The 23,522-nt window shown below is 54.3% G+C and carries 22 protein-coding genes and 1 pseudogene; 12 read left to right on the top strand and 11 right to left on the bottom strand.

What is annotated here, in order from left to right; all coding sequences use genetic code 11:
- Positions 1–76 precede the first annotated feature (76 nt).
- Together AB4N47_RS10935 and AB4N47_RS10930 are read left to right on the top strand one after the other, a co-directional pair.
- Positions 77–1,027: a DUF7014 domain-containing protein gene (locus tag AB4N47_RS10935; RefSeq protein WP_460154533.1), complete on the top strand. Its 951-nt coding sequence runs from the start codon at positions 77–79 to the stop codon at positions 1,025–1,027.
- A gap of 29 nt (positions 1,028–1,056) precedes the next feature.
- Positions 1,057–2,769 (top strand): hypothetical protein, encoded by a 1,713-nt coding sequence (locus AB4N47_RS10930; protein WP_460154532.1) that lies wholly within the window; start codon positions 1,057–1,059, stop codon positions 2,767–2,769.
- Positions 2,770–2,880: 111 nt separating this feature from the next.
- Here AB4N47_RS10930 and AB4N47_RS10925 read toward each other — a convergent pair whose 3' ends face one another.
- On the bottom strand, positions 2,881–4,587 hold the full coding sequence (locus tag AB4N47_RS10925; protein WP_460154531.1) for a hypothetical protein: 1,707 nt from the start codon (positions 4,585–4,587) through the stop codon (positions 2,881–2,883).
- Positions 4,588–4,959: 372 nt separating this feature from the next.
- Here AB4N47_RS10925 and AB4N47_RS10920 point away from each other — a divergent pair, with 372 nt between their 5' ends.
- Positions 4,960–9,555 (top strand): NACHT domain-containing protein, encoded by a 4,596-nt coding sequence (locus AB4N47_RS10920; RefSeq protein ID WP_460154530.1) that lies wholly within the window; start codon positions 4,960–4,962, stop codon positions 9,553–9,555.
- Between the two features lie 408 nt (positions 9,556–9,963).
- Here the strand turns inward: AB4N47_RS10920 and AB4N47_RS10915 are convergent, their stop codons facing one another.
- From AB4N47_RS10915 to AB4N47_RS10880, 8 genes are all read right to left on the bottom strand, one after another.
- On the bottom strand, positions 9,964–11,031 hold the full coding sequence (locus tag AB4N47_RS10915) for a tyrosine-type recombinase/integrase (RefSeq protein ID WP_460154529.1): 1,068 nt from the start codon (positions 11,029–11,031) through the stop codon (positions 9,964–9,966).
- A 2-nt stretch (positions 11,032–11,033) separates the two neighbouring features.
- The gene (locus tag AB4N47_RS10910; RefSeq protein ID WP_460154528.1) at positions 11,034–11,270 is read right to left on the bottom strand and encodes a DUF4224 domain-containing protein; all 237 of its coding nucleotides are present in this window, start codon (positions 11,268–11,270) and stop codon (positions 11,034–11,036) included.
- Entirely contained in the window at positions 11,260–11,613 is a 354-nt protein-coding gene (locus AB4N47_RS10905) for a pyocin activator PrtN family protein (RefSeq protein ID WP_460154527.1), read from the bottom strand. Before AB4N47_RS10905 ends, AB4N47_RS10910 begins: the two co-directional genes overlap by 11 nt.
- Positions 11,606–11,746 carry a hypothetical protein gene (locus tag AB4N47_RS10900; protein WP_164486587.1) on the bottom strand — a complete coding sequence of 47 codons (141 nt, stop codon included), beginning with the start codon at positions 11,744–11,746 and terminating at the stop codon, positions 11,606–11,608. Before AB4N47_RS10900 ends, AB4N47_RS10905 begins: the two co-directional genes overlap by 8 nt.
- Before the next feature lie 25 nt (positions 11,747–11,771).
- Entirely contained in the window at positions 11,772–12,053 is a 282-nt protein-coding gene (locus tag AB4N47_RS10895) for a phage antirepressor KilAC domain-containing protein (protein ID WP_460154526.1), read from the bottom strand.
- Positions 12,054–12,063: 10 nt separating this feature from the next.
- Positions 12,064–12,654, bottom strand: coding sequence for a hypothetical protein (locus tag AB4N47_RS10890; protein WP_460154525.1), 591 nt, complete (start codon positions 12,652–12,654; stop codon positions 12,064–12,066).
- Entirely contained in the window at positions 12,651–12,830 is a 180-nt protein-coding gene (locus AB4N47_RS10885; RefSeq protein WP_134827538.1) for a hypothetical protein, read from the bottom strand. The genes AB4N47_RS10890 and AB4N47_RS10885 overlap by 4 nt, the downstream gene beginning before the upstream one ends.
- Before the next feature lie 77 nt (positions 12,831–12,907).
- Positions 12,908–13,657, bottom strand: coding sequence for an XRE family transcriptional regulator (locus tag AB4N47_RS10880; RefSeq protein ID WP_460154524.1), 750 nt, complete (start codon positions 13,655–13,657; stop codon positions 12,908–12,910).
- A gap of 100 nt (positions 13,658–13,757) precedes the next feature.
- On the opposite strand from AB4N47_RS10880, the gene AB4N47_RS10875 reads away from it, so the two are divergent.
- From AB4N47_RS10875 to AB4N47_RS10845, 7 genes and pseudogenes are all read left to right on the top strand, one after another.
- Positions 13,758–13,982 (top strand): helix-turn-helix transcriptional regulator, encoded by a 225-nt coding sequence (locus AB4N47_RS10875; RefSeq protein WP_045123078.1) that lies wholly within the window; start codon positions 13,758–13,760, stop codon positions 13,980–13,982.
- A 320-nt stretch (positions 13,983–14,302) separates the two neighbouring features.
- Complete coding sequence (locus AB4N47_RS10870) at positions 14,303–14,821, top strand: phage regulatory CII family protein (RefSeq protein ID WP_009049401.1); 519 nt, start codon at positions 14,303–14,305, stop codon at positions 14,819–14,821.
- Positions 14,814–15,038, top strand: coding sequence for a TraR/DksA family transcriptional regulator (locus AB4N47_RS10865; protein ID WP_460154523.1), 225 nt, complete (start codon positions 14,814–14,816; stop codon positions 15,036–15,038). The genes AB4N47_RS10870 and AB4N47_RS10865 overlap by 8 nt, the downstream gene beginning before the upstream one ends.
- Positions 15,028–17,247: a VapE domain-containing protein gene (locus tag AB4N47_RS10860; protein WP_460154522.1), complete on the top strand. Its 2,220-nt coding sequence runs from the start codon at positions 15,028–15,030 to the stop codon at positions 17,245–17,247. Before AB4N47_RS10865 ends, AB4N47_RS10860 begins: the two co-directional genes overlap by 11 nt.
- Positions 17,240–17,599 (top strand): PA0613 family protein, encoded by a 360-nt coding sequence (locus tag AB4N47_RS10855; protein WP_460154521.1) that lies wholly within the window; start codon positions 17,240–17,242, stop codon positions 17,597–17,599. The genes AB4N47_RS10860 and AB4N47_RS10855 overlap by 8 nt, the downstream gene beginning before the upstream one ends.
- 529 nt (positions 17,600–18,128) lie before the next feature.
- The gene (locus AB4N47_RS10850) at positions 18,129–18,461 is read left to right on the top strand and encodes a phage holin family protein (protein WP_008080174.1); all 333 of its coding nucleotides are present in this window, start codon (positions 18,129–18,131) and stop codon (positions 18,459–18,461) included.
- 331 nt (positions 18,462–18,792) lie between these two features.
- Positions 18,793–19,395, top strand: a pseudogene (locus AB4N47_RS10845) (terminase small subunit).
- A gap of 58 nt (positions 19,396–19,453) precedes the next feature.
- On the opposite strand, the gene AB4N47_RS10840 reads toward AB4N47_RS10845, so the two are convergent.
- Positions 19,454–20,323, bottom strand: coding sequence for an HNH endonuclease (locus tag AB4N47_RS10840; RefSeq protein ID WP_460154520.1), 870 nt, complete (start codon positions 20,321–20,323; stop codon positions 19,454–19,456).
- Between the two features lie 792 nt (positions 20,324–21,115).
- Here AB4N47_RS10840 and AB4N47_RS10835 point away from each other — a divergent pair.
- Positions 21,116–22,069 (top strand): hypothetical protein, encoded by a 954-nt coding sequence (locus tag AB4N47_RS10835; RefSeq protein WP_460154519.1) that lies wholly within the window; start codon positions 21,116–21,118, stop codon positions 22,067–22,069.
- Between the two features lie 432 nt (positions 22,070–22,501).
- Positions 22,502–23,131, top strand: coding sequence for a hypothetical protein (locus tag AB4N47_RS10830; RefSeq protein ID WP_460154518.1), 630 nt, complete (start codon positions 22,502–22,504; stop codon positions 23,129–23,131).
- Positions 23,132–23,298: 167 nt separating this feature from the next.
- On the opposite strand, the gene AB4N47_RS10825 is transcribed toward AB4N47_RS10830, so the two are convergent.
- Positions 23,299–23,520, bottom strand: coding sequence for a hypothetical protein (locus AB4N47_RS10825; protein ID WP_460154517.1), 222 nt, complete (start codon positions 23,518–23,520; stop codon positions 23,299–23,301).
- Between the last annotated feature and the right edge of the window lie 2 nt (positions 23,521–23,522).

The raw sequence follows: 23,522 nt of genomic DNA, 5'->3' as shown, positions 1-23,522 counted from the left end.
CTTTCGTTTTACTGCGGGTAAAGCACTCAACTAGCGATTGGCGGCCACGTTCAGATGATGGCTATGCGACACCCTCATGACTATGATGCAATTCTTTAAAAGGCTCAAAGGTGTCGTAGTGATAGGAAATATCTTCAACGTTTTCTCACGACGTAGAGAAAACCAGACTAAGCCTAGAAAGCAGCTCACTCAGCAGTTTCGGCAGAGGACATTCATGCTCATTCGGGATGTTGGTCCGGGCATGGTCGAATCCCTAGAGTTTCTTCACGACCGGCTTTCCTACCTACTCGGGCACCAAAACCTCTCAGGGAAGAAAAATATTTCCTATGCTGATGATGCTTTCGAGTTTCTGCGTGACTGCAGCGACCCGCACTTCCTTGATGCTATTGAATACCTAGTCCATCACGAAGGATGGCGTTACATAGGCGGTCAACATGAACCCGTGATTGATCGTTTGAACGAGTTTTTAAATGTAGATGATCTTCCCTACTTCGTCACCAAACCGGTATGGGAAACGACGGAGGAAATGTACCGAGGCGCCCTTACTCAATTCACCAGAATCCGTGAGCAGGCGAAGGTCATCCCAAAGGAAAGTCAAGCGATCCACGAGACGGCTATCGAGCCTGCTCTGAAGTTATTGCGTCAGCCTGCATTCCTGAATGCGAACTCCGAGTTCATGTCAGCTTTGGAAGATTTTCGGCATGGAAAATTCGGCGACTGCGTCACCAAGTGCAACAGCAGCTACGAAAGCGTCATGAAGGTGATCTGTGGGCAGAAAGGCTTTGGGTATACCCAAGGAGACACAACCTCCAAGCTCATTCGGACCATCATGCAGAAAACAGAGATGGATACATTCTGGGAGCAGCCACTGATGACTGTCGGCACGCTTCGCAACAAACTGAGCACCTCGCATGGTGCCGGTGAGATGCAGAAAGTAGTACTAGAGCATGTTGCTAAGTACACCCTCAATATGACGGCCTCTGCGATCATCTTTTTGCACGATCAGGCTTACCGGGCCAACCCCTGAATTCTTCGACTAGGCTTGTGGGAGTGGAAATGAGTCGTTTCGATACCAGACCTTTGATTGCGTTGGCGACGGCTCCAGAGGACCAGGATGATCCTTGGTATAAAGAAGCCGAGCTGGCTATTCAGTACATGAAAGAAAACTCGGGATCAGACGAGATTGTGATTTACGTTAGCGCGCCTTTCCTTCTAATCGTAGGGGCACTCGCTCCAACCGATAATGTCACTCCACCCGATGGTGAAGCGCTTCAAAACCTCTCACTGTTTACCGATACTACTTGGCGTATCGAGAAGTCTTGGTGTTCCAGTGAAGGACATCGTGTCTACATTGAGGCACCATTTCCAGAGGACAGCGGGTCTGCTTTAGCAGGTGGGGAACCTCTGGTCATTCGGCGACGTCTTGAGGGTGTTCATACCGGGTGTACGCCGATCGAAATTAGCCAAAAACTCGTGCATTGCCTAGACATTCACTATGTGGATGAGCGAAAGGCATATTGTCGTCTGAATGATAATGGCGATATCGAGGACGTTATCAGAGTATTGAGGCTCCAAATTCCCGACCAAATAGAGGGGCGGGAAATGGTCACGATCCTTCGTAAGGATCTGGACAATTACATGGCCCTAGCGGACATGGCGCTGGTAATGAAATTTGATTTCACTCGCTATGTGGCCGGTAGCTTTAACGGTTGGGATGGAGCCAGCCGATATAACCGAGACGAGTTAGATCTGTTCTATCATGTTGGGTCAACCAGTAAGGCGAGCTTCACGCATGGAGCCATGGTGGTAAGGCCTAATACCACCGTTGAAGAACAAGAAGAGGCGTGGCGCAAAGACTTCGACGGTGATCCAGATCGTGAGTACGCGGTCTTCAAAATCTATGACCGTAAGAATGACCGCCAGGTAGAGACTTCTTGCAGCCCCGAGCACATCGTCAGCTATTTTGAAGATAGCGATCTTCCTTGGCAGATATCTCCCGTTTTTTTCAGGGCAGAGGTTCTAAATCGTTTCAAGGGGGATCCTGAGAAGTACACGCTGGAGGACCGGAGCATCTCGTGCAGAGGAGCTTGGTACCTTAAATCTTACGATATCAATGAGGCCGGCCAAGTTCATGCGTACATCTGGGACCTATCAAATCTGCCCTATGACGAACAACTCTACTGGAAGGCATTCAACGAATGGCCTAAGGCCCCAATCTCCGAGCGCGCGCATCGAACGGACATCGAAGGCGATTGGTACACCGAATATCAACCATTGGATGCGCTGAAGCGCAAGATCCGAACGCTCGATAAGAGAAAGCCTGCTTGGTGGAACCCTCGCGGTGAGGAGCTGATCGATAGCGTGCTTGCTCCAGCCACAGACTCGCCTAAGGAATGGGGTGATGAAGTCATGGCTCTCGATCAATGTCTGGTAGAAGGCTTTCTCGACAAGCCACTGCGTAAGATGGCTGAGAAAAAAGGACGCGATCTGGAGCCGAACTGGCGCTCGCTCAAGTTGTTGTATGAAAATCTCGTGGGAAACTCAATCACCGCGGAGGACGCTAAGCAAATCTTGGCGCCGATGAGAAAACTCCATGAGCTTCGTAATGAGATCCGGGGACATGCGACTAACGAAAAAAAAGCTGTCGCTATTCGGGAAGCACGTACCACTCATGGGAATTTCCGTTCGCACTTCTTTCACTTAGCCGAAGGTTGTGATCATGCTCTTGCAGCAGTGTTGAAAGCTCTCGAGATTGATATCGACGAATGAGCAATGGACGGCCTCAAAGGGGGCAGTATTGGAGCGTTAGTCGTACCAACCTGCCCCTCTCCAGCATCTCGCTCAAACTAATCAGATATGGCAGTGGACGGACGCGGGGTATTAAATAGGCCTGGTTGTAGCGAGCACGCCCAGCATAGATTGACCCGCATGACGCTTCTCAACGACTTCGCCTATTTTTTCTTTACCAAAACCAATGAGGGCACCGCTAGCTGCGCCTGCCAGTGCAACTGTGGGAACACCTACTGCAAGGAACGGGGAAAGTAAGGGAAGCATGACTGCCGATGCTACTAGGCCTGCACCCATGATGCTGCCTGTAAGGACTGCTGCTTTTTTCGGTGCATACTTTAACTCAATATCCTTAAGACTCTTGCGTTGCCGCTGTACCAGCGAAGCGAGACCGTGGCTGACTTCTTTGATCATTTCATTTGTATCAATGGGGCCTGTGGACGCCAATTGGGTTGTATATTTGTTGAGCTCCTCTCGGAGCCATCGATGTTCGTTATTTGAAATTAGCTGAGCGAGAGTCTTTACGCGGATATTAGCAAGCCAGGATAGACTGTCATCCTGAATCGCGTGAAGCGTCTGAAGCGCTTGATCAGAAATAACATTTTTAGAGCGTAGATCTCTGGCATTTGCTTGCGCAATTTTCTCGAAATAGTGCCAGTGAACAGGCTGTGAAAGAAGTGCTTGTGCCCCAAGTTCGTTGGAATTCTCAAATAAATGGTACTGAGGGCGAATTCTCTCCAGAACGCCATTAAGAAGCAGTGGGCCGGTGGACACGCGTTTCATTTGATCCAAAACTAGAGGCGACCGTACTCCCTCAAGCTCTTTGATATATTGGCTTGCCGCTTCGGCTGCGCTGAGTTGAATCCCTAGTTTTCCGCCTGGAGGGATGAACAAGCCTGATGGCATCAGTGCGTCAAGAAATGCAGTTTCCTGTTTATTTGAATACTCGACTAGCTCCTCTAGTGATTGAATCTGCCCTCGGCAAAGTGGCGAGATCAAGCGAATCGCTAACTCCTCAAGCCCCAGCTTGGTGTGTGCATCGTTCCTCTCCAATACTTCCTCGAAGCTAGGAAAAACAAAAACGGCTGGCACGGGAAACTGAGCATCCACTAATGGCCGCAACTGTAGAATGTGGAAAAGTTGAATGGCAAGTTGCAAGTGCGCAGCATTTAGGTTTAGGTCGGAACTTATGAATGGATATATAGGGTCTGGGATTAGTTGTGTATCTGCGTAAAGACCGGTTATGCGAACGGCATTGAGTGCGGATGGGCCAAATTGACGCTGGCCACCAGTTACTAATCTCATTCCACCGAAAGTCTTTGCATGTTGATAAATGTTTGTGGAGTGGCAATTATAAAACTCACTCAGCTCTTCTGCTACTTGGTTTACTGAGCCGGCGAACACGTCTGGCTGATACTTAACACGCCACATCAACCTTTGCTTAATCTCGGCCACGTCATTTATCAGATCGACCGAGCGACCTGTCAATGCAGAAAAAAGCGAGCTGAAAAGGGCAAAAAGTTTAACTTGAACTTCGTTCATGCCAGTGGTTGGTTGATGAGCTTTTTCCTTTAAAGCCTCTTGTCTTTGTACCGACATCGCTGCACCAAAGCTTGTTGCCATCAATACAGTCTCCCTGGAAATATCTTTAGTATCTACCAATCCAGTAGCTGTCAAAGGAGCAGCTAATAGCTCATCCGCATGGGATTGTAGTGATGGAGGAAATTTCAACGTCCCCTCTCTTATTGCTTTCCATGCATCTAGAAGTCGCTGCGCAGTTTCGGGATTGTTGAGTGACATTTTACGTTCTTTAGATGGTGGTTATTATTTTCGATATAACATCATTGGCGGCTTGACGCTACTCATTTGCGACTTAGTACATGGGCTGTTTCTGGCAGCTTGCGACCGCTTGCGAACGTCTGCGTATGGCCGGTTCCTGCCTTTCGCGACCAGCTACAATAGACCCAAAGCTGGTGATGGCGACAGGTAGAAATCGACCAGTTGAAGACATTCGTTGCTTTTAAAAACGGGAGGTCCGGAAAGTTGTCGTTCTGCAACCGACACCTTCACTCTTGCGAACCTAGCCAAAAGGTGAAGTAAAGTGTTCACCTGACAAAGCTACGCCCCCCTAACTCCCATTGGCTGCAACACTTGTGGAACCGTCATTCCAGCATGAACACAGCAGATAAAATGCACGCGAAGGCTCTACAGGACGCCCTTTTAGCCCTCGATCCTTCAGGCCCCGAAGGATTTGAAGGGTTACTCGGAGTCGTACTAGGTGAAATCACAGGACAATCTTTCCGTCTCGCAAAGTCAGGTACGCAGCGAGGACGTGACGGTGATTCGGCGTTCGATGGTGGGGCAACATATTTCGAGGGCAAACGCTACAAAGAAGGCCTTTCGAAGAACGATATTTCGACAAAGCTTTTCGACGTTGCGAACGACGACACCGGCGTGGTGGACCTCTGGATACTCGGAGCAACATGCGAGGTGGCATCCCAAACAGTCGAAGACGGTCGTAAATTTTCGGCCAAGAACGGCTTCGGCTTCACGGTATTGGACTGGTCAAATAACGATCTAGGGGCGCTGCTTGTCGCCACTGTTGCGGCAGGTTCAAAATCCAAAGCAATTATCGAACAAGGACTCACCGGAAAGCTTGGATCGGGCCTTATCGCACCCGCTATCAAAGCAATCGATCACTTTGAAAAACACGGGGATTATCCCTCAAGGCTGAGTGCGCTCAGAAAATCACTCGTCACAGACGTTGGGTTGGGCCACGCCAAGACGCTCAACCAAGAATGGCTGGGCCGGTTGTTCACAGACAGAGTGCAGGCGCGCGCCGAGCTCGGCCAACCACTCTCCCCATTTGATCCGTCCGGCCCCTCGGCACTCGACCGACCTGAGCGTGCGCTTCTTACAAAGGCATTCTCCGGAGCTCCAGAAAGCGAAATCTACGCAATTGTCGGCGAAGAGGGAGTCGGAAAATCCTGGCTGGCTGTCCAGAGCTGGAATCTGTCAAATCCCAAATCACTTCTCGTCCTGTGTCCTGCCGACGATTTGACCGGAGATGATGCAGAAGACTTCGATGACTTCCTAATCCGCAAACTGATCTATCAGACAGATGGAAATGTTACGCCGCAAGTGATCGCGCGCTGGCGGCGCCGCTTCAAAGATTGGCGCACGAACATTCCTGCAAGCTCCGTCCGCGTAACTCTCATAGCGGACGGGCTCAACCAACCGCTCAAATCGAACTGGGGGCGCTGGCTCGATCGCGCCGCGCTACGCTTGAAGGAGCTGGGCGGCTGCCTGGTGGTCACCACCCGTACGCAGCACTGGGCGTATCTCAAAAAAACGCTATTTTGTGCAGTAAGGACGATCACGTTGGCCGAGTGGTCCATCAATGACGTGAAACAGATATTGGGCAGTCGCGGTATCGACTTCTCCAACACCAGGATTGAGGTTCTCGAATCCGTTCGGAATCCTCGACTGCTTGGTATCGCTATTGAGCTGATAGAAGCCAAGGCCATCGAGCTTTTGGATGAGCTAAGCGTCGGGCGGCTGCTCTTTGAACATATGCGCAGGATGGAGCAGCACGGGGCGGCTACAGTTTCGGCGCCCGCATTCGCTGACCTTTTGAAAGACCTTGCAGCTAAGGTATTGGCTCGAGCGAATGCGCAGAATACGGATGATCTTCGGCTGTTCGATGCCGTCCAAGAAGCCCAACTCGAAGCTGTTGCATCGAGCCGGTTCTTTTCCTCGGTAAAAGGAAGCGCGTCACAGTATGAGATAAAACTCGATGGTCTCAACCTGGCACTCGCGCTCTACCTCGTCGGCCAACTCGAACGCGAGTTGCGCAACGAACGCGACCCGCGAGAAAAGCTAGCGACAATACTGGAACCGATCAGCGCACTTGATGAAACGGCCAAGGTTATCTTGCTCGCAACGCAGATCGCTTGCCTTGAAGATGAAACGAGCCCCGAGATACGCTCCGCGCTGATCGAAAAATTCGTATCACTGCAGAATCTTCCGAACAGCCAGGCCGACGCCTTCGCCGTGCTAGCAAAATCGGCTCCGCTCGCTTTCCTGCAAGCCGCTGAGAATGTATACCTGTCTCAAGAGCACATCGCCAGCAAAGAGTGGCTGCTTTACGCGCTACTCAACCGGCGCAACGAGCCGGGAATTTGGCAGCACATTTTGGAATCTACGAAGCGGTGGCTGTCCTTTTATTCGCTTGTACCAGAACGAGGGATGCACCGTACGTCGGGCCATGGATCTGTCACTCAGGCTGACGAAGAGCGCAATAGAGTCTTGGCTAAAATTCAAGAACGTCAGGCTGCACTGACTGAAGTCGAGCGATCCTTCATGACTAGGAACCTCGTAATCGCTCCGCACCCTAGGTTCGATGGTATAAGTCGCTTCGCTCTCTATCTTCTGGCTGGTATGCCGCTAGAAGAGATTGCAACTTATCTTGTCCGTTGGCGGTTTTCTGCCGCACTCAATTCATCAACGTCGGTGCCCTATGCAGAATTCGAGCAGGTTCTTCACTACAACCGCGTCGATTGGCAGGAGACTCGATCAGCAATCCTGAAGGGATTGGAAGCGCTGCCGGCGGAACACGCGTCCAGCGTGGGGACGTGGACACGCGTTGGCATCCTGTACGGCACCGGGGATGTCGGCGACGCCAAAGAGGGGGGCCGTATCCGCGGTGAACTCACACGCGACCAAGAACGCTTTGAAGGCTGGTCTATAAAAGAAAAATACAGCGCTGTTGATCCTTGCAATCCCAATACCGTTGAACCAGATAATGTTATCGCGACAGCCAAAAACTATCGACAGATTGACCCAGAAAAAATTGCCATGAGCCGGGGTATGGCCCAAGAGGACCATTACTTCCGTGGCGCTCGGGCCGGTGTCGCACGCTTCGTACCTGATGATGCAATACATACGCACCGTGCACTCGCGAGCGAAGTGCTCGGCCGAAGCGGGCATGCGCGGCTTCAGGGCGTATTGATGCTTTTACGGCATAGTGCGGCCCTCACAAAAGACTTTGCCCAACGCTTCCTTTCGGCCAGTGTATCTAGCACCGCGTCGCATAAAGAAGGGCAAGACGATCGGGACGAATTCCTTACGGCACAGTTTTCCGCAATCATCGCATTGCCGCATCTCACCGCCGACGAGCAGCTCGACGCGATCGCAAAAATGCAGGGCGAGACCCTCCTGCTGGAGCTGCTCTCATGCGTGCGCAGTGCAACACCCGAAAAAGTGGAACAGGTGCTGGAGGGTGTTCTGCAGAGTGGAAATGAGCATGCGCAGACAGCGGTTCTTGCCTCAATCCACTATTCTGAATCGCCGCTCACACCGCGCGCTGCCGGTATTGTGAAAGGCTTCATCCGATCTCCACTCAAAAAACTCCGGCATGAAGCGCTCGCCCTCGCCGCATCAAGCGGCGACACTTCATTACTACAGGAAGTCATAAATAGTGGATGGAGCGCAGAAAAGCCGAGCAAGCGCGACAACAGTTTCGAAGAGTGGCACGGGTCCACGGCGATATTGAAAGCGTTGGAAGCGGGCCTGATAGAGATGGAGTCCGCGCTTGATCGAATGAACGTGTCCCACTACGGGTTCGCCGCCGAAACGCTACATGCCGAACAGGATGATGCCATCGCCGCTCGCATCGAAGCCGCGCTTGTGAAGGCATTGGATTATGAGGGTGATGTGGAGTTGCCGGAGATTGAGACTGGGGCGCCGAAAGTGTCCGACCTCGCGCCTCCCCTGGTTTCGTTAACGGAACGGGCTCCGTCGGAAAATGACTTTACGTCCCAGATGAATCGGCTTTCGGAAACGGAAGAACAGTTCGACGAGCGCCAACGCCGCATGAACAGCGCCTATGAACACTTTGCCGGTGAGCTCACGGCTGTTGAAGCAGACCTAATACTCTCCGACCTCACGTTCGACGGCATCAAATCGATCATCGGACAGGATGCTGATCGCGATCAGCGCTGGCTCAAGATGTTGGTCGCCACCTCCGATCGAAAGCTCCGTCATCTTCACCACGTCGCTCTCCAGGTAGCGGTCGCACTTGGCGCCAGCGGCAATCCGCTAGCACCTGAGTTCATTACCCGCATTTTGGCATTGGACCCAACCATACGTCGTGTCACCGGCGCTGCAAAAATCCCTGTAGAGACCATTGTCCTCTGGAGCAACACTGCCAGCCCGGCGATGGTGGACATATGCAAAAGGCGCCTACAGACACCGCAAAGTGACAGCGACATCGCGCGCGAGGTCATCGCGGCCCATCTCTGCGGAAAGGTGGCAATTCTACAGACCTACATTGATGAACTTCTTGCCACGGACCGTCCGTACGAGACAGCACTTGCGCTCATGATTGCAGGCTTTTGCGACGATAGCGTCCACGCTGAGGCGGTTCTGTCCCGCTTCGAGGGCACCGAGGGCTTCATTGGCAATGCCCACTCAACTGCGAGCGATTCGTATGCGAGGAACCTTTGGGCAAAGACTTGGTATGCAAAGATGCTAAATGCCCAACGGCAGGAGGATTTCTGGAGCGCGTCCATTCTGTTTATGAAGATCGTCGATGGCCGTTTTGACATATGGTCCGAAGCCTCGATAGCACCAACAGCCATCTTCACGGCGTTTATGCCGACGATAAGTCGGGAGATCAGCAATAGAGCAATTAAGGTCCAGAAAAAGCGCCAAGAGAAGCTCTTCGGTGAAAAAGCTCCCTCATCTGTAATGTTGAGTTTCGAATAATGAAGTGCGAAGGCAGAGGCGAAAGCTTGGCCGCTTTCGTCGGTAGGTATCGGCTTCGCGAATGGCCGAAATAAGAGCGCAAAGCTGCCCCGGGAAATCTCACCTCTATGTCTGCTTCTGGCCCAGAGTGTGTAAAAACGCTTCGCCAAAATTGAAGTGTGCGCGTCTACGTTAAATCTGAAATTTATCGGCACGTCAGCAGATGTGGATTTAGCGTAGAAACGCGATTTCCAGTCCGGTTTTGAGTACCTGACGCGCTCAAAAACGGTTTTACACGGTCTGGGCCGGTTGCTGCCGGATACAACTGGCAGCTATTGGCCGAGAACTGCATATCGCGGAGAGCAGCTCTAAAAGTTCGAGGTGAACGGTTAGAGCACTCCTGAGCGAATTTAACCAATTATGTAGGGTTCATCGTGTGGGTTTCACGATCTCGCCGACGCGTCGATAAACTGTTTCTGTTATGCGTTTATCGGTATGCCCAAGCAGTCGGCTGGCATGACCAAGGTCGTCAATCTCACTGGCTGCCTTCGGCCGGATATCCCTGAACTGAAACTGTCGAATGCTTGAAGCGAGTTGCGCATCTTCGTCCTCTAGAGCTTTCGCGATAGCAACATTGCGTGCATCGTCGAATCGTAGGCGAAGCATTGGCGCGGTCACGCGGCGACCATCCTCCGTAATGATCAAATACGGGTTTCGTACTGCGCGCGCCTTCCGCTGTGCGAGCAGCTTTTCTATCAGCTCACCTAAACCGTTAATGATCTCGCCTGCATCGAGCCGGATGCGGAGCTTTTTCGAGGTCTTGCCCTGCGCAACCAGCAGAAAGCTGTTGGTGACATCCGTAGCGCGCATGGATAGGACATCAGCAGGGCGCTGGCCCGTAAGATAGGCCAGGTCCATGGCGTCTTTGAGTTCTGGCACGGCAACACCATAGACGGCATTCCAGATCGCGGCATCAGCGTAAAAGTCACGTGGTGTCTCTTTGTTTTTGCGCACACCGGAGGCTGGATTTTCCTTGTCAGTGATACCCCATTCCCTGGCAATGTTATAGATGTGCGAGAGCAGTGAGATCTCGCGATTTGCCCGAACCTTCCCGGTCCGTTTGTCGCGGTACTGGGCTATCACCTGTGGTGTCACCGCATTGATCGGCGCTTCGCTGAATGCTTTCCTGAGTTGCGTCAGTGAAAGCAAGTTGTCCTTTTGGGTTCTAGGCTTTTTCGCCGGAATGATTTCGGCTTCGTATCGGTCGAAAACTTTTCCCAGAAGGGTGTTCTTTTGCGGAATTGGCTTGCAATCGAGTTTCGCCCATTCCGCCTTGGCGACATCCAAGTCGCCACCCAACGGAATTTCCTTCCTCTTCCCCTGATCATCTCTCCCATCGTAGTAATACCCGACCCATTCTGAGCCGTTTTTCATTGACCTGACCCGCCTAATCATTCGAGGTGGCAGATCCCGATTAGCAGCCTTTCTTGGTCGCATTTTTACCCCACGCGTGAAAGATCTAGCGACCAGGCTTCGGTCGCAATATTTTCAGATGAAGGCTTCACACCGGACAGTTTCATTCGGGCGTACACGCGACCAACAACGGGTCGTCTTGCACCTGTAAGTACGTACTTCCAGCCATTTCGATTGAGCCAGTCCAGCTGCAATGAAGGTCGTTGATACCCGGTGATTGCGACCAGCTCGTCCTCGGCAAGAGTTTCGCTATTAATTTCCATGTTTATTCCTTTCTAAATTCGCTTCTGCTTGTATGGGTTCGCCCTGTTGGCGTTGCATGCTCTCGTCGGCTTTGTAGGCGCGGATGTCGATCAGCGAGGCGACGTGGCGGATGTGCGCGTACTTCAGCGCCTTGCGGCTGGTGTCCAGCGTGGTGATCGGAAGCTGGATCCGGCCGCTGTTGATCTCCGTCACGAACGACTGCTCGTTTAGGTTGCGAAAGTACTGCTCGCGGACTTTTTCCAGCGGGATCAGGACGTCACCGAAGATTCGATAGAGCAGTTCGACGGTGGCCGTTTCGGGCGCCGGATGCAGGCGAAGCGGATTCTGTGCAGCGTTACTCATGGCCTTGTCGAGCCTCCTTGCGTTGTTGTCGTGCCGGGTGGTTCCAGGCGTTCAGGCAGTGGCGTCTGGTCAGCTCGCGCAGATGTTCCGGCACTTCGAGGAGCGCGGCATTGCGCTCCTCGCGTGTGCGCATGGCGACAATCTGGCGGGCGTACTCCCTAGGCCACGTCACGGCGATCTGCCGGGATGGCAGGAAGATCAATGTCCAACTGCTCGGCCAACCAACGGATACCGGCCTGCTTCACCCGAGTCGACTGGCTGTACTGCATTCCGTATTTTTCGTCATACCAGGGACTGTCCTTGACCCGCAGGTACGCTTTGTCTCGCTTCGGGTTCGCCGGCAGGTTTCCCTTGAGCAAACCTTTTTCCCGCATGAGAGCGATCAATTTGGGGCGAGTGAGGCCGAGTTGTGCGGCTGCTTGGGCGAGGGTGCGTTCCATATCGTCCTCCTCATGCCGCGTGCGCAGCAGGAGTGGCCGCTGCAGCAAGGTGGTTGATGGACTCAAGGAGCCTTGCGTAGATCTCGGCATCGGGGTCGTACAAGGTGAAGCAGCGCGTATGCGGACTCTTGTTGCCGATGCTCAAGATCGCGGTGACGCCCCGGCGTGTATGAGTGCGATGCAGCGCTACATGCAGGGGAAGTTCAAAACCCATGTCGAGGCTCAGCACGCCGCCGGTGTGCACCAGTTCGAACACGCGCTGCTTGTCTTGGACTTCAAAACGGCCGTATTGACGATCGGCATGCGGGAGATGCACCAGGTCGCTGGAGTTGCTCGCGTCGAACGGACCGTTGGCAATCTCTTCGATGAAGTCGGCGAGTTTGAGGTGCATCTTCTTGTCGTTTTGCAGGGTCAGCGTGTGGCGTTCGCTACCCAGTTCGACGACAAAAGTGCTTTCCACTGTGCCGCGCTCAGCCTTGAGGCGAAACGCCAGGCAATCACGTTTCGGTGCTGTTCGCAGGACGTGGTTGAAGGTCTCGGTCAGGTTGACCTGGGCGTTGAGCAACTGCAGGGTGCGGTTGTCGATCTTGTACTTGATCATGCCGCGTGCCCTCCACCGTTCGGATCGATAGGAGAGGGCTGGCAGGACTTGGCGACAAGCTTGGGTTTGCTGTTATGAATGACGACCAGACAGCCCGTGGCGAGCTGCAGCTGTTCGATCAGTTTGCGATTGCTGACGCATGCCGGATGGACATGCAAGGTTGCGGTGGTGCGCATAGGTATTGCCTCGCTCTGTGGTAAAGAGTGAGGCAAATATCACGCACTGTGCTCGTTTGTGTCAACACATAATGTGTTTAAAATAGCGCGGCACTGTGTAGGAAGCGTGATGACTTCAATATTCCGCCTACGAGATGGATTTCCTCCACCTCTTGTTCTGCAATGTGAAGAGTTTCGTGCTCGGTATTGACGCTATCCAAGCGATACATTCCGTCACGGAGATAAATAAACTCTTTGATCATCGCTTTGCCGGAGGACGTTCGAACTATGACCTCGTCACCGCTACTGAAGCGTTTGTTCGGCTCTATAAGCACGAATTCGCCATTCTTTATGCGGGGCATCAGGCTATCGCCCATGACTCTTATGCCATAGGCATCTGGGTCATCGCTGTGTATGTTTAGGAAGCCTTCACCTTGCCCTGGTGGCGGTTCTACCGTGTCGAAGAGGCCCTCATTCCCAAGCTGTGCGTTTGATAGCACAGGCACCTTTCCATCCTTAGCCCAGCCTACACGGCTGCTAACAGGTTGGTCTTTGTCTTTCGATCTTCCGTAGTCCCTCACAAGACGGTCTTCAGACCGAATCCGACCTTGAATGGCGTCTGAGTAAGACTCAACGTCGGAACGATTTTTTCCTGCTACCAAATCTGGAAAAGACACTCCCAGCGCTGTCGCTATCTTTTGTAAGTCGTGGAGATTGGGCTGACGAGCCCCTTTCTCGTAATTGCCTATCCGAGACTGGGATTCCCAACCGCAAGCGAAAGCAAGGGCTTGTTGGCTCATGCCCTTGGCTTTGCGGTATTGCTTGATACGTTCGCCGAGTGTGTTCATGTACTTTTTTTACCACGCTCTGAAATTATTTATCATCACTTTGCGTGTTGAAATATCTACGATTCGTGATTATGATGGCTGCGGCTAATTGGAGGGCATCATGAATCTGATCGCTGAACATCGAGAGAAAGCTGGGATCAAGCAAAAGGAACTCGTTGTAGCTCTTGGGTGGACTCAGGCACGTATAAGCAATTACGAGGCAGGACGTCGAATCGCAGGGCTTACGGAGTGCAGAGCCATAGTCAGAGCGCTCAATAAGTTAGGAGCGCCGTGCAGTCTTGATGACGTATTTCCTCCGGAAATGGAAGAGTCCCAAGCCGCATAGAAAAAAGGCGACCCAAGGGTCGCCCAGTTTCTCCCGACAGCATCACCACAATGCTTTCGGGTCGCGATGTCGAAAGGTGAGCACACCACATGCCGCCGACCTTCATCGCGTTTCCAAGGCTCGGAAGCCTTGGTGTTGCTGCCGTTCTTACCACAGAGCTGGCAGCTGTTGCGCCAGGGGTGAACAACGGATTGTTCGCCCCGGCACGGTGCCGGTGTTGGTCTTACGAACCTAGCCGGCGTTTGGGCCTCTCCAGACCACGCGGCAAATGTATCACCAACTTCTGTCGCGCGGCACTGGCAACTTTTAGGATTAATGCCATGAGCCGAATTGCTCTGAGTTCTTTGGAACGGGCGCAGCGGGAAATCCTGCCGCTCGATTTAGCGCTGTACCACGCCGCTCGCGATTACCCGGGCGGCGCTGCTGCCATCGCAGCCACGACCGGTCGTAACCCGACCACGCTGCAGCACAAGTTGTCGCCGACCCACCCGAGCCACTCCATCAACATTCAGGAATTCGGCGAGATCCTTGAACTGACCAAGGATCGCCGCATTCTTGATGCGGTGCATGCGCTGGTCGGTGACACGATCTGGCAGGAGCTGGCCGACACCTACACCAACGACATGCCCGAGACTCTCACCACGGGTATCGCCGAATACTTCCGCCAGGTCGCGGATCTCGCCGAGACCTGGGCCAAGAGCATCGGCGACGGTGTGGTGACTGATCAGGAACTGGCGGCGATTCGCCTGCAGGTATTCCGAGGCATTCAAGGGCTGCTGGGTTTGTTCAACCGCGCCACCTACGTCAACCAGACGACGCGAGGTGCTGACCGTGGCTGACATCGCCGATTTCGCCAACGACCTGGTGCAGGAACGAATCGATCAGGCCATGGCTGCGCGCAGCGCTGCCAAAGCCGAAAGCGCTGCCCATTCCTTGCTGTTCTGTGAAGCGTGTGACGATCCGATTCCGGAAGCCCGTCGCCTGGCCTCACCGGGTTGCTCGCAGTGCGTCAGCTGCCAATCCCTCTCTGAGCGGGGGATTCAGCATGCTCGATGAGGTATTGGGCCAATTCGCCGATTACGGTCTGGAGCCAGCGCAACCACTGGTGTTCGGCAAGCTGACCCGCTGCAAGACATCGCAGGACAAGGGCAAGGAAAAGAACGGCTGGTACGTGGTCCACGAGCAGCGCACGGAGAAGGGCGACACGCTCATCTTCGGCGCCTTCGGTGACTGGCGTTCGGGCGAGACGCAGAAGATCAAGGTCAAGGCCGGCCGCATGTCGCCTGAAGAGCGTGAAGTGATGCGCGCCCGCCAGGAGGAAGCCAAGCGCCGCGCTGCCGAAATCGCGAGTAACGCTGCGCGGCGGGCCGCGAAAAGGGCGCAGGGTTTGTTCGAGCGCATGCCGACCACCGGCCGCAGCGACTACCTGGACCGTAAGCAGATCGTTGGTATCAAAGTGCGTTACGCGCCGCGCACCGGTGCGGTACTGGTGCCGATGAACAATGCCCGTGATCAGATCATGGGCCTTCAGGTGATCTTTCCAAACAAGCAGGAAGACACCGGCCGCGACAAATCCTACTGGCCTTACGGGATGGCAAAGGAGGGCACTTTCCACCTGCTCGGTCCGCACCCGGTACCGGGCGAACCGGTGCTGGTTTGTGAGGGTTACGCCACCGGCGCCAGCCTGCACATGGCGACGTCGCTCGCTGTGGCGGTGGCTTTCGATGCGGGCAACCTGTTGGCCGTGTGCAAGGTCATGCGCGAGCGCTTCGCCGGTTGCCCGCTGATCATCTGCCGCGATGACGACTGGAAGACCACCAAGCCCAACGGCGATGCGTGGAACCCTGGTGAGGAGAAAGCGAGCAACGCCGCCCTGATCGTCGGAGCCCAAGTGGTCTCGCCTATCTTCTCGATTGAGCGTCACGACAAGTGGACCGACTTCAACGACCTGCACGTCGCCGAAGGCCTCGACGCGGTGCGTCGTCAGGTGCTGGCCGTGGTGCGCCCACCGGCAGCCGGTGGCTGGAAAGATCAGTTGGCTCGCAGTGAAAGCGGCGCCTTGATCGCGCACATGCAGAATGTCGAACTGATCCTGGCTCACGACGAACGCTGGGCCGGGGTGATCAGCTACTGCGCCTTCAGCTCGAAGATCGTCAAGCTGCGTGCGGCGCCTTATGGCGGTGGCACCGGCGAGTGGGCCGACATCGATGATGTGCGCGTGATGAAATGGCTCGCGCAGCAGTACAACCTGCGCGTGAAGTCCTCGCACGTGATCGAGGCTGTCAGTGTCGTGGCCCACGATCACGCATTTCACCCGGTGCGTGAGTACCTGAAGAAACTCGAATGGGATCGTGTGCCGCGCCTGGAGCGTTGGCTGACGGATGTCATGGGGGTGAAGGCAACCGACTACACCTCTAAGGTCGGCAAGCGCTGGATGATCTCGGCCGTGGCGCGGGTGATGAAGCCCGGCTGTAAAGCTGACTCGGTGATGATCCTCGAAGGCGTGCAGGGCGCCGGTAAGTCGACCGCCATGAGCGTGCTCGGCGGTGAGTGGTTCATGGACACGCCGTTTGCCCTCGGTGACAAGGATGGCTTTCAGGCGATTCGCGGTAAGTGGATTGTCGAGCTCGGCGAGCTGGACAGCTTTAACAAGGCTGAGAGTACCAAGGCTAAGCAGTTCTTCTCGGCGTCCACCGACACCTACCGCGAAAGCTATGGCCGCAGAACATTGGACGTGCCACGCCAGTGTGTTTTCGTCGGTACCACCAACCAGGACGAGTACCTCAAGGACGCCACTGGTAACCGCCGTTATTGGCCGGTGGCATGTACCAAGGTCGACGTGGCGTTGCTGCGCGAGATCCGCGACCAGCTGTGGGCCGAAGCGATGTTTTGCTTTGAGGCCGGCGATCTCTGGTGGGTAACGCGAGAGGAAGCGCCGATGTTCAGCGAGGAACAGGACGAACGCTTTGTGGTGGACGAATGGGAAACGCCCATCCTGACCTGGCTCGAAGAGTCGCAGATCGGCGAGACCACTACCGGCAGTGAAGTGATGAGTCAGGCGCTCAAGCTCGATCCCGGTCATTGGGGCAAACCCGAGCAGATGCGCGTGGGAGCGATCCTCCATCGACTGGGCTGGCGACGTTTCCGTTTGGGCGCCTTGAGCAAGAGCGGCCAGCGGCCCTGGGCCTACAAGAAACCGGATGGTTGGGGCAGGGCGCCTGTGCTGGAACAACCGGAGTTTGAGGAGCCGTGCTTCGATGATTAAAGCAATCGATATGGCTCTCAAACAATGGGCGCAGGAGCTGCACAGCGACGAGGTGGCCGCCGGTTACTCGGGCGGCAATATCGTCGCCATGATGATGGAGAGCGGTGGCCAGCTCGTGCGCGGCAGGCGTGGGAGCAGGGTGCCGCTGGAAGCCTCTCTGGACATCGAGCGTATCGTCAAGAAACGCCTCGATCCCGAGTTGATGACGGTGGTGCAGGTGCATTACTTCCAGCCTGATGCGCCTTTGACTGCGCGTCTGGCCGAGAGTGGCTGCACACGCAATCTTTACTACCAGCGCCTGCATGACGCTCACATCGTGGTCGAGCACTTCCTCTTGGGGGAAGCGGCTTGAACGTGGGCATTACTCTGGCTCACGCCGTCCCACTGGCCTGCCTCCGTCCCACTGCTTTTTGCGGTGGTGGGACGGGCGCAGGCCCCGTCGTTGTTGGGCTGTCCCACCGTCCCACCTTTTTCATGCCTCCCGCCCGTGTATGCGTAGCGGGCATCAATGCGCGTGTTCACGCGCACGCGTGTTTTTAAATATTCTCTCTATACACGAGAAAGGAGAGTTAAAAGTAGGACGGTGGGGCTAAGCCCCAATCTACGGGGCTTTCAGACGTCCCACCTTGTTTTAGAGAGGTGGGACGCATGGGACGCCAGAAAAGCAAAAGACAGCCGGGATAGATATTCACCGACATTCGCCAGCCGTTCACCGGGCGTAACCCACACATTCACCGGATGGCATTAAAACGGCCTTGCTGCCACCAGAATCGACCTGTAAAAAGGGGCCATCTTCGATGGGTGCGACCGCAAAGCGCGGCAGGCCACCCACCACCTGACCCGGCCCTTGCGCCGGGTCTTTTTGTTTAAGGGGCAGGGCAATGACGAACGAGCAACAGGCACTGGCAGAGATGCCGATCTGGTTGGTGATTGCCCTGTCATTGGTTGGCGGTGTATCCGGCGAGATGTGGCGCGCCGACAAGGACGGGGCGAGAGGCTGGGCATTGTTGCGCCGCCTCGCACTTCGGTCCGGTGCCTGCATCGTGTGCGGCGTGTCAGCGATGATGTTGCTGTTCGGTGCGGGCCTGTCGATCTGGACAGCCGGCGCCCTCGGTTGCCTGACTGCGATGGCCGGCGCCGATGTCGCCATCGGCTTGTACGAGCGCTGGGTGGCCAAGCGGCTGGACCTGAGCGAGGCCGAGCCGAAGGCATGAGCCGGGCAGGCCCGGGAGGGCGCCGATTTTTACGGGTCCTCCCTGAGGGCCGCCCCCTACACGGGTTATCGAACTCGCGGATTCTCTCTAGCTGAAACCTTCGCAGGGATGTCCGTCTTTCCAAAGGGATGGGGGCAGGGCATGGCACTCGGATGTTGAGTCGACCGACCGGACCGGGCAGAAAACCCGCCGGGGACCCTGGGGACTTTCAAAGGGTACGGGGTCGGAAACCCGCGGGATCTTGTTAGTGGGAGGCCCGCCAGCTTACTGAAATTTCAATCCACTGAAATCTTGAAAGGATTCATTGAAAAGCCGCTGAAAAGGAGGGCTTATGACCGCAGCCACGTACCTGTCCAAGAGCGCCTTCGCCGCGCACATCGGCCGGTCACCGAGTTATATCACCTGGCTCAAGGAGAACGGTCGACTGGTGCTGTCGCCCAATGGCAAGTAAGTCGACGTGCTGGCCACCGAAGCATTGATCCGCGAAACCGCCGACCCGAGCAAGGCTGCCGTCGCTGCTCGCCACCAACAGGAGCGGCTTCAGCGTGATGTGTACAGTCACGTTGCAGCTCAATCCGAGCCGACTAACATGGCTGCGCCGCCGCCCGCTGATCCTGCTCATGGGCAGACTCCAGACTTTCAGAAAGCACGTGCGCATCGCGAACATTATCTGGCGCGGATGGCTGAGGTGGAGTTTCGCAAGGCGCAGGGGGAACTAGTGGAAATCAGCTTTGTGCAGAAAGCTGCTTTTGAAACGGCGCGATCGCTGAATCATTCGCTGATGAGCTTGTCGCCTCAATTGGCTCCAAAGCTCGCTGCACTGTAGGATCCATGGGAAGTGGAGAGACAGCTAACGGCTGCGCTGCGCCAGCGGCTTAACGAAGCAGCTCAAGTGTCCAGTGACGACTTCGGATTCGCATTGAGCGAAGTCTAACGATATGCGTGCTGACTTGAGGTCACTCGATTGACATCGCGGTTGTGCGCCAGTGGCCTCATTTTTTAGAACTCATTCTGAATTCCAGAGCTGCTTTACTTGGATGGTCTGACACGTTTTCGGGAAGAGTAAGGAGTCTTTGATCCAGCGAAGCATACTCGCTACTTTTCCGAATGCGCTCCGAGATCTGAATCGACAAATTCTTTGGGTCGATCCAAATCAGTCCCAGATCGAACAGCGTATGAATGTCAGCTCGTAGGAGAAGCCCGTTCGAGATCATATCTGTCTGATCACCCTGGTAGGGGTGGATGTGAGCGGCCTCAAGCGCCGGTTCAACATCGCATCCTGTTATGGCACACCTTCCCTTGTAGGCTTTCAACAACATGGCCCTAAAACGAGTCTGGCCACGACGCTGCACTATTGCGGCGAAGGTCCGCTCGCGTGAGTCTGTGACGTCTGAAGGATCGAATGCCCCTTGAGTGCCAAGCTTCCTCTCCATCTCATTCAGATCGACGTCGTAACTATCTGCGCCTTCGCGTTTTAAAACGAATGAGGTAGGTTTAGAGCCAGAAGCGTCTTCGTAGCAAAAAGCTCCTTCGTATCGGAAACCCGCGCCGGAGTACTCTTTTCTCGACCGACGATGGAAGACCAACAACTCCAACCCCAGTTGCTTATGCTGGAAAATGAGATGGTCAGTGCGTCCCTTGGATTGACCTTCCATGCGCAGCGTGTCATCCGTAAGGGTATCAACGTACTGGGTTCGGTCAGGTGTCTTCTGTTCAGTCACAAACAACCAAACCGAATCGTATCCCTTGGGCCGAAAGATGCCGGTTTTGAGGGTGGCGTCTTTGATTCCAAAAAGCTGGCTGAGATCGTTTCTTGTGTAGATCCCGCCGGGCTTTAGTCGCGCTGATGACAGGTTTTCCATTGGGCGTTCGGCTCCGTTGATGATCATAAAAGCAAATATGCTGGTCCTTTTAACCTCGGACGTTGAGTCTACATCTGCTTCCGGTATGCATACGACCCATGCATATTAAGCAGTGCCGTGTTGGTCAAACGCATGAGCGTTCTCCGACTGTCGTACGAGCCTGCACTGGACCCACATCCATGATTCAAAGTTGCTTTGTTCGGTGTTGGACGCGGAGGGGATTTGGATTACCTGTGCCGCGAGGTATGGATATCGTCGGTCTTGATGCATGAAAACGAGTGAGTAGTGAGCCTGTCGCGTCTCATGTGCGAACTAGGATACTCTCCTCGCACTCGCTTAGATGAATCAGCAACTGTCTGCAGCGGCCCTAGGGATATTGCAAAGCCATAATTACAGGAGTTCAAAATTGAATAGACGTTCGCGTAAGGCGCCCGCAAGACGGAAGAGTGACCGTAAGATAACGTTAGTGACGTTCACACTCGTTGTTTTGATTGCGGTGATTGCCGTCTCAGCAATCGTTCAAAATCGAGGGTTTCGTGTTGAAGTGAATCCCAAACAGATAGGCTTAACGTTGCAACCAGCAGAGCAACCCAGCCCCTCTATGTCCACTTACAATCCCTCCTCTCCCATCGTTACTGGACCTGGTGCGCATGTCGTAACTGAAGCCAAAGGACCGAACAGGTCGCAGGCTGCTGGTACCACTCCGAACAGCGGGATGTCCACCCACGGTGCGGCCTCACCAATCGTGACCGGGGAAGGCGCAGTGGTTAAATCCACTGTCGATACACGACCATGATGAAGGAAAAAGTTCGCTGGGTGGTGATGATGATTTCGGTGCTTGCATTGCCTCAGTTTGCTCTGGCGCAATCTCAGAATATGCAAACCACTGGACCGTGCTCGTCGATCGTCACTGGTGCGGGTGCATCCGTTAGCAGCACGTGCATTGGCATCACGAAAGAAGTGCTGAAGCGTCTTAGCGAAACCACAGCCGTGAGCAAGGGCCGCGGGCTTGTTGTTAAAGAGGCTTGGCTCAGTCCTACTGTGATGTTCGGACAAACCAGCGATGGGCAAAAAGTAAATGAGCAGGTCTACATTACAGTCCGTGTCACAAACATTACGGCGGCGCCAATGCTCCTGACGGCAGCTAAATGGGAGATTGTGCAGGCGAGGAATTTGTCGAAGGGCGGCGCCTCATTCTTCTCCAAGAATTTGTTGTGGCCCGTGATTTCGATGAGCAAGCCGATCAAAATCGATGCTGGAGAGCAGGTTGATGTCGAGTTCGCTGAGGGACTGGAACTGAATGGAATGGCGAGCCGCATTCGTAAGAACCGAGATATAGACACTGCTTATACGTTGCCTGGGGACCCCATGCGGATCAACGGCGACCGATACGTCAATTGGTTCTCTGAGCAGATGAGCCTGCTGTACGGCGAAAAAGCCCAGTTGCGGCTCACGCTTTATGAGGGCGACTACAAATCTGCCGCCAGCGTTCTAGTGCCACTTAGCCAGGGCGTGGACTTCTTCTACCATGGAGAAGCGGTAGACCAAAAAGGAAACGTTCAGTACGCGCCTCGCCTGGCTTACGATGCCTTTCTGGGTCAGTACCTCGAAATGCGTGAAAAGATGGAGCCAGGCTTTCGTATAAACACTCCGCCAACTAGGGTGATCGAGGTGATACCCGATCCTAACGTTTGGGGTAAGCAAAGGTATCGGGATCTCGGAGTTCAAGAGCAGCCGGAGGAGTAACGTGCTGCGTTGGAGTTTAGGGATAAAGCTTTCTAGAGAATTTCAAGCGCAGCGTTAAGTCTGGTTGCCCAGACTTAACGCTGAAACTATGGGTGATAGTCGGCTCACCCTCATGAAACTCCATTCAGAAAACTCCTTTCGCCCAACGTGTCGTGAAATCTTCTAAGGGAAATCGATAACCGCATTGTCAGTGCCCCGCGCTTTTAGTCGCTCGACGACTCTACAACCTCAGTAGGAGCACGAGACTCATTTCTTTTTTGGTTACCTTGCGGCGTTCGTTAGGATTCCAGTAACCTATTAATAGGCACATTCGGTAGGTGCCCGCCGTCCACTTTTAGCAAAGCAATAGCGCTATCGTGATTTCACCCGTTTCAGACAAGCCCTGTATTGGGTTCTCGTAGTGGACAACAGGCCCAGCCCTTGGAGGCTGATATGCAACACGCCCTTACTTTCGCTGACGTAAAAAGCGTCAAGCGCCTCGCGAAGCAACTCAGACAAGCGCATCCAGAACTGCCTCACGGTAAGCGATTAGACCTTGCCGCGGCGGAGCTTCTCGGTGTTCGCAATTATAAAGAGCTGAACAGCCGGTTTCAGGCAGTGATCGATCATTACCTGGATTCACCAGGTGGTCCGAATGCTGTCGCACATTGCCTTTACTGTGACTTCCGATTTGCTGCTGATCTTAGAAGCGATCAAAAGGAGCATCGCGAGATTCATGAGCGGATCATGGAGGTTCACGAGATCACTGGCTATCGACCAGGAACTTACGTGGAGCGAGAAACCTTGAAAAAGGATGGCCACACCAAGGCGCGCAGTGCCGATCTCTTGGAAGATCGTATTGAGGGGGCGCTGCTAGTTTTGCGCGGATGGTTTGATCGTTCATACCACAATACTATCGAAGGAGGACAATGGCGTAAGCACCCTTCCTTCGAGGTATACGTGGCCATGATGGTCCCGTATATGGAAGAGCTTTTTCCTGAATTGGCTCCCTCTCTTGCGCAGCGCTACGGTCGTACTCCTGGCGTGATTGCACGCGGCCAGACCAACTGGGCGCTGCGATAGTAAAAAAATTAGGCCCAGCTTCGGCTGGGCTTTTTACAGGTCAGGTCTCGACGACAGGGCTATCAACACTCGCCAGGCTCCCGTTATTGGATGGCTGCTGGAGGCTGCACCACTGCTTGATAGCTACTTCCGCTCCATACGTGGCAGTTCTTAGCGCCGAGCGCGCTTTACCCATACATGTATAAAAGGTCGTCGATCAGCTCTAGCTCATGCTGTGTGTACTGGACTTTGTTGAAACGTCTAATGTCCTCAAGCACACCTCTGATCGGAACTTGACGCGAAGGGTCCTGAACGATTTCGATCAGACGGTCGAAATCCGGATCTCTTCCCTTGAGGTATTTTTCAATCAGTTCTTTGAGCGCTACGCGCGCCTCTAGATCGGTTAGCACTG

The sequence above is a fragment of the Pseudomonas sp. S3_G06 genome, from assembly GCF_054667565.1.
This window is presented reverse-complemented; position numbering and strand designations above follow the sequence as displayed.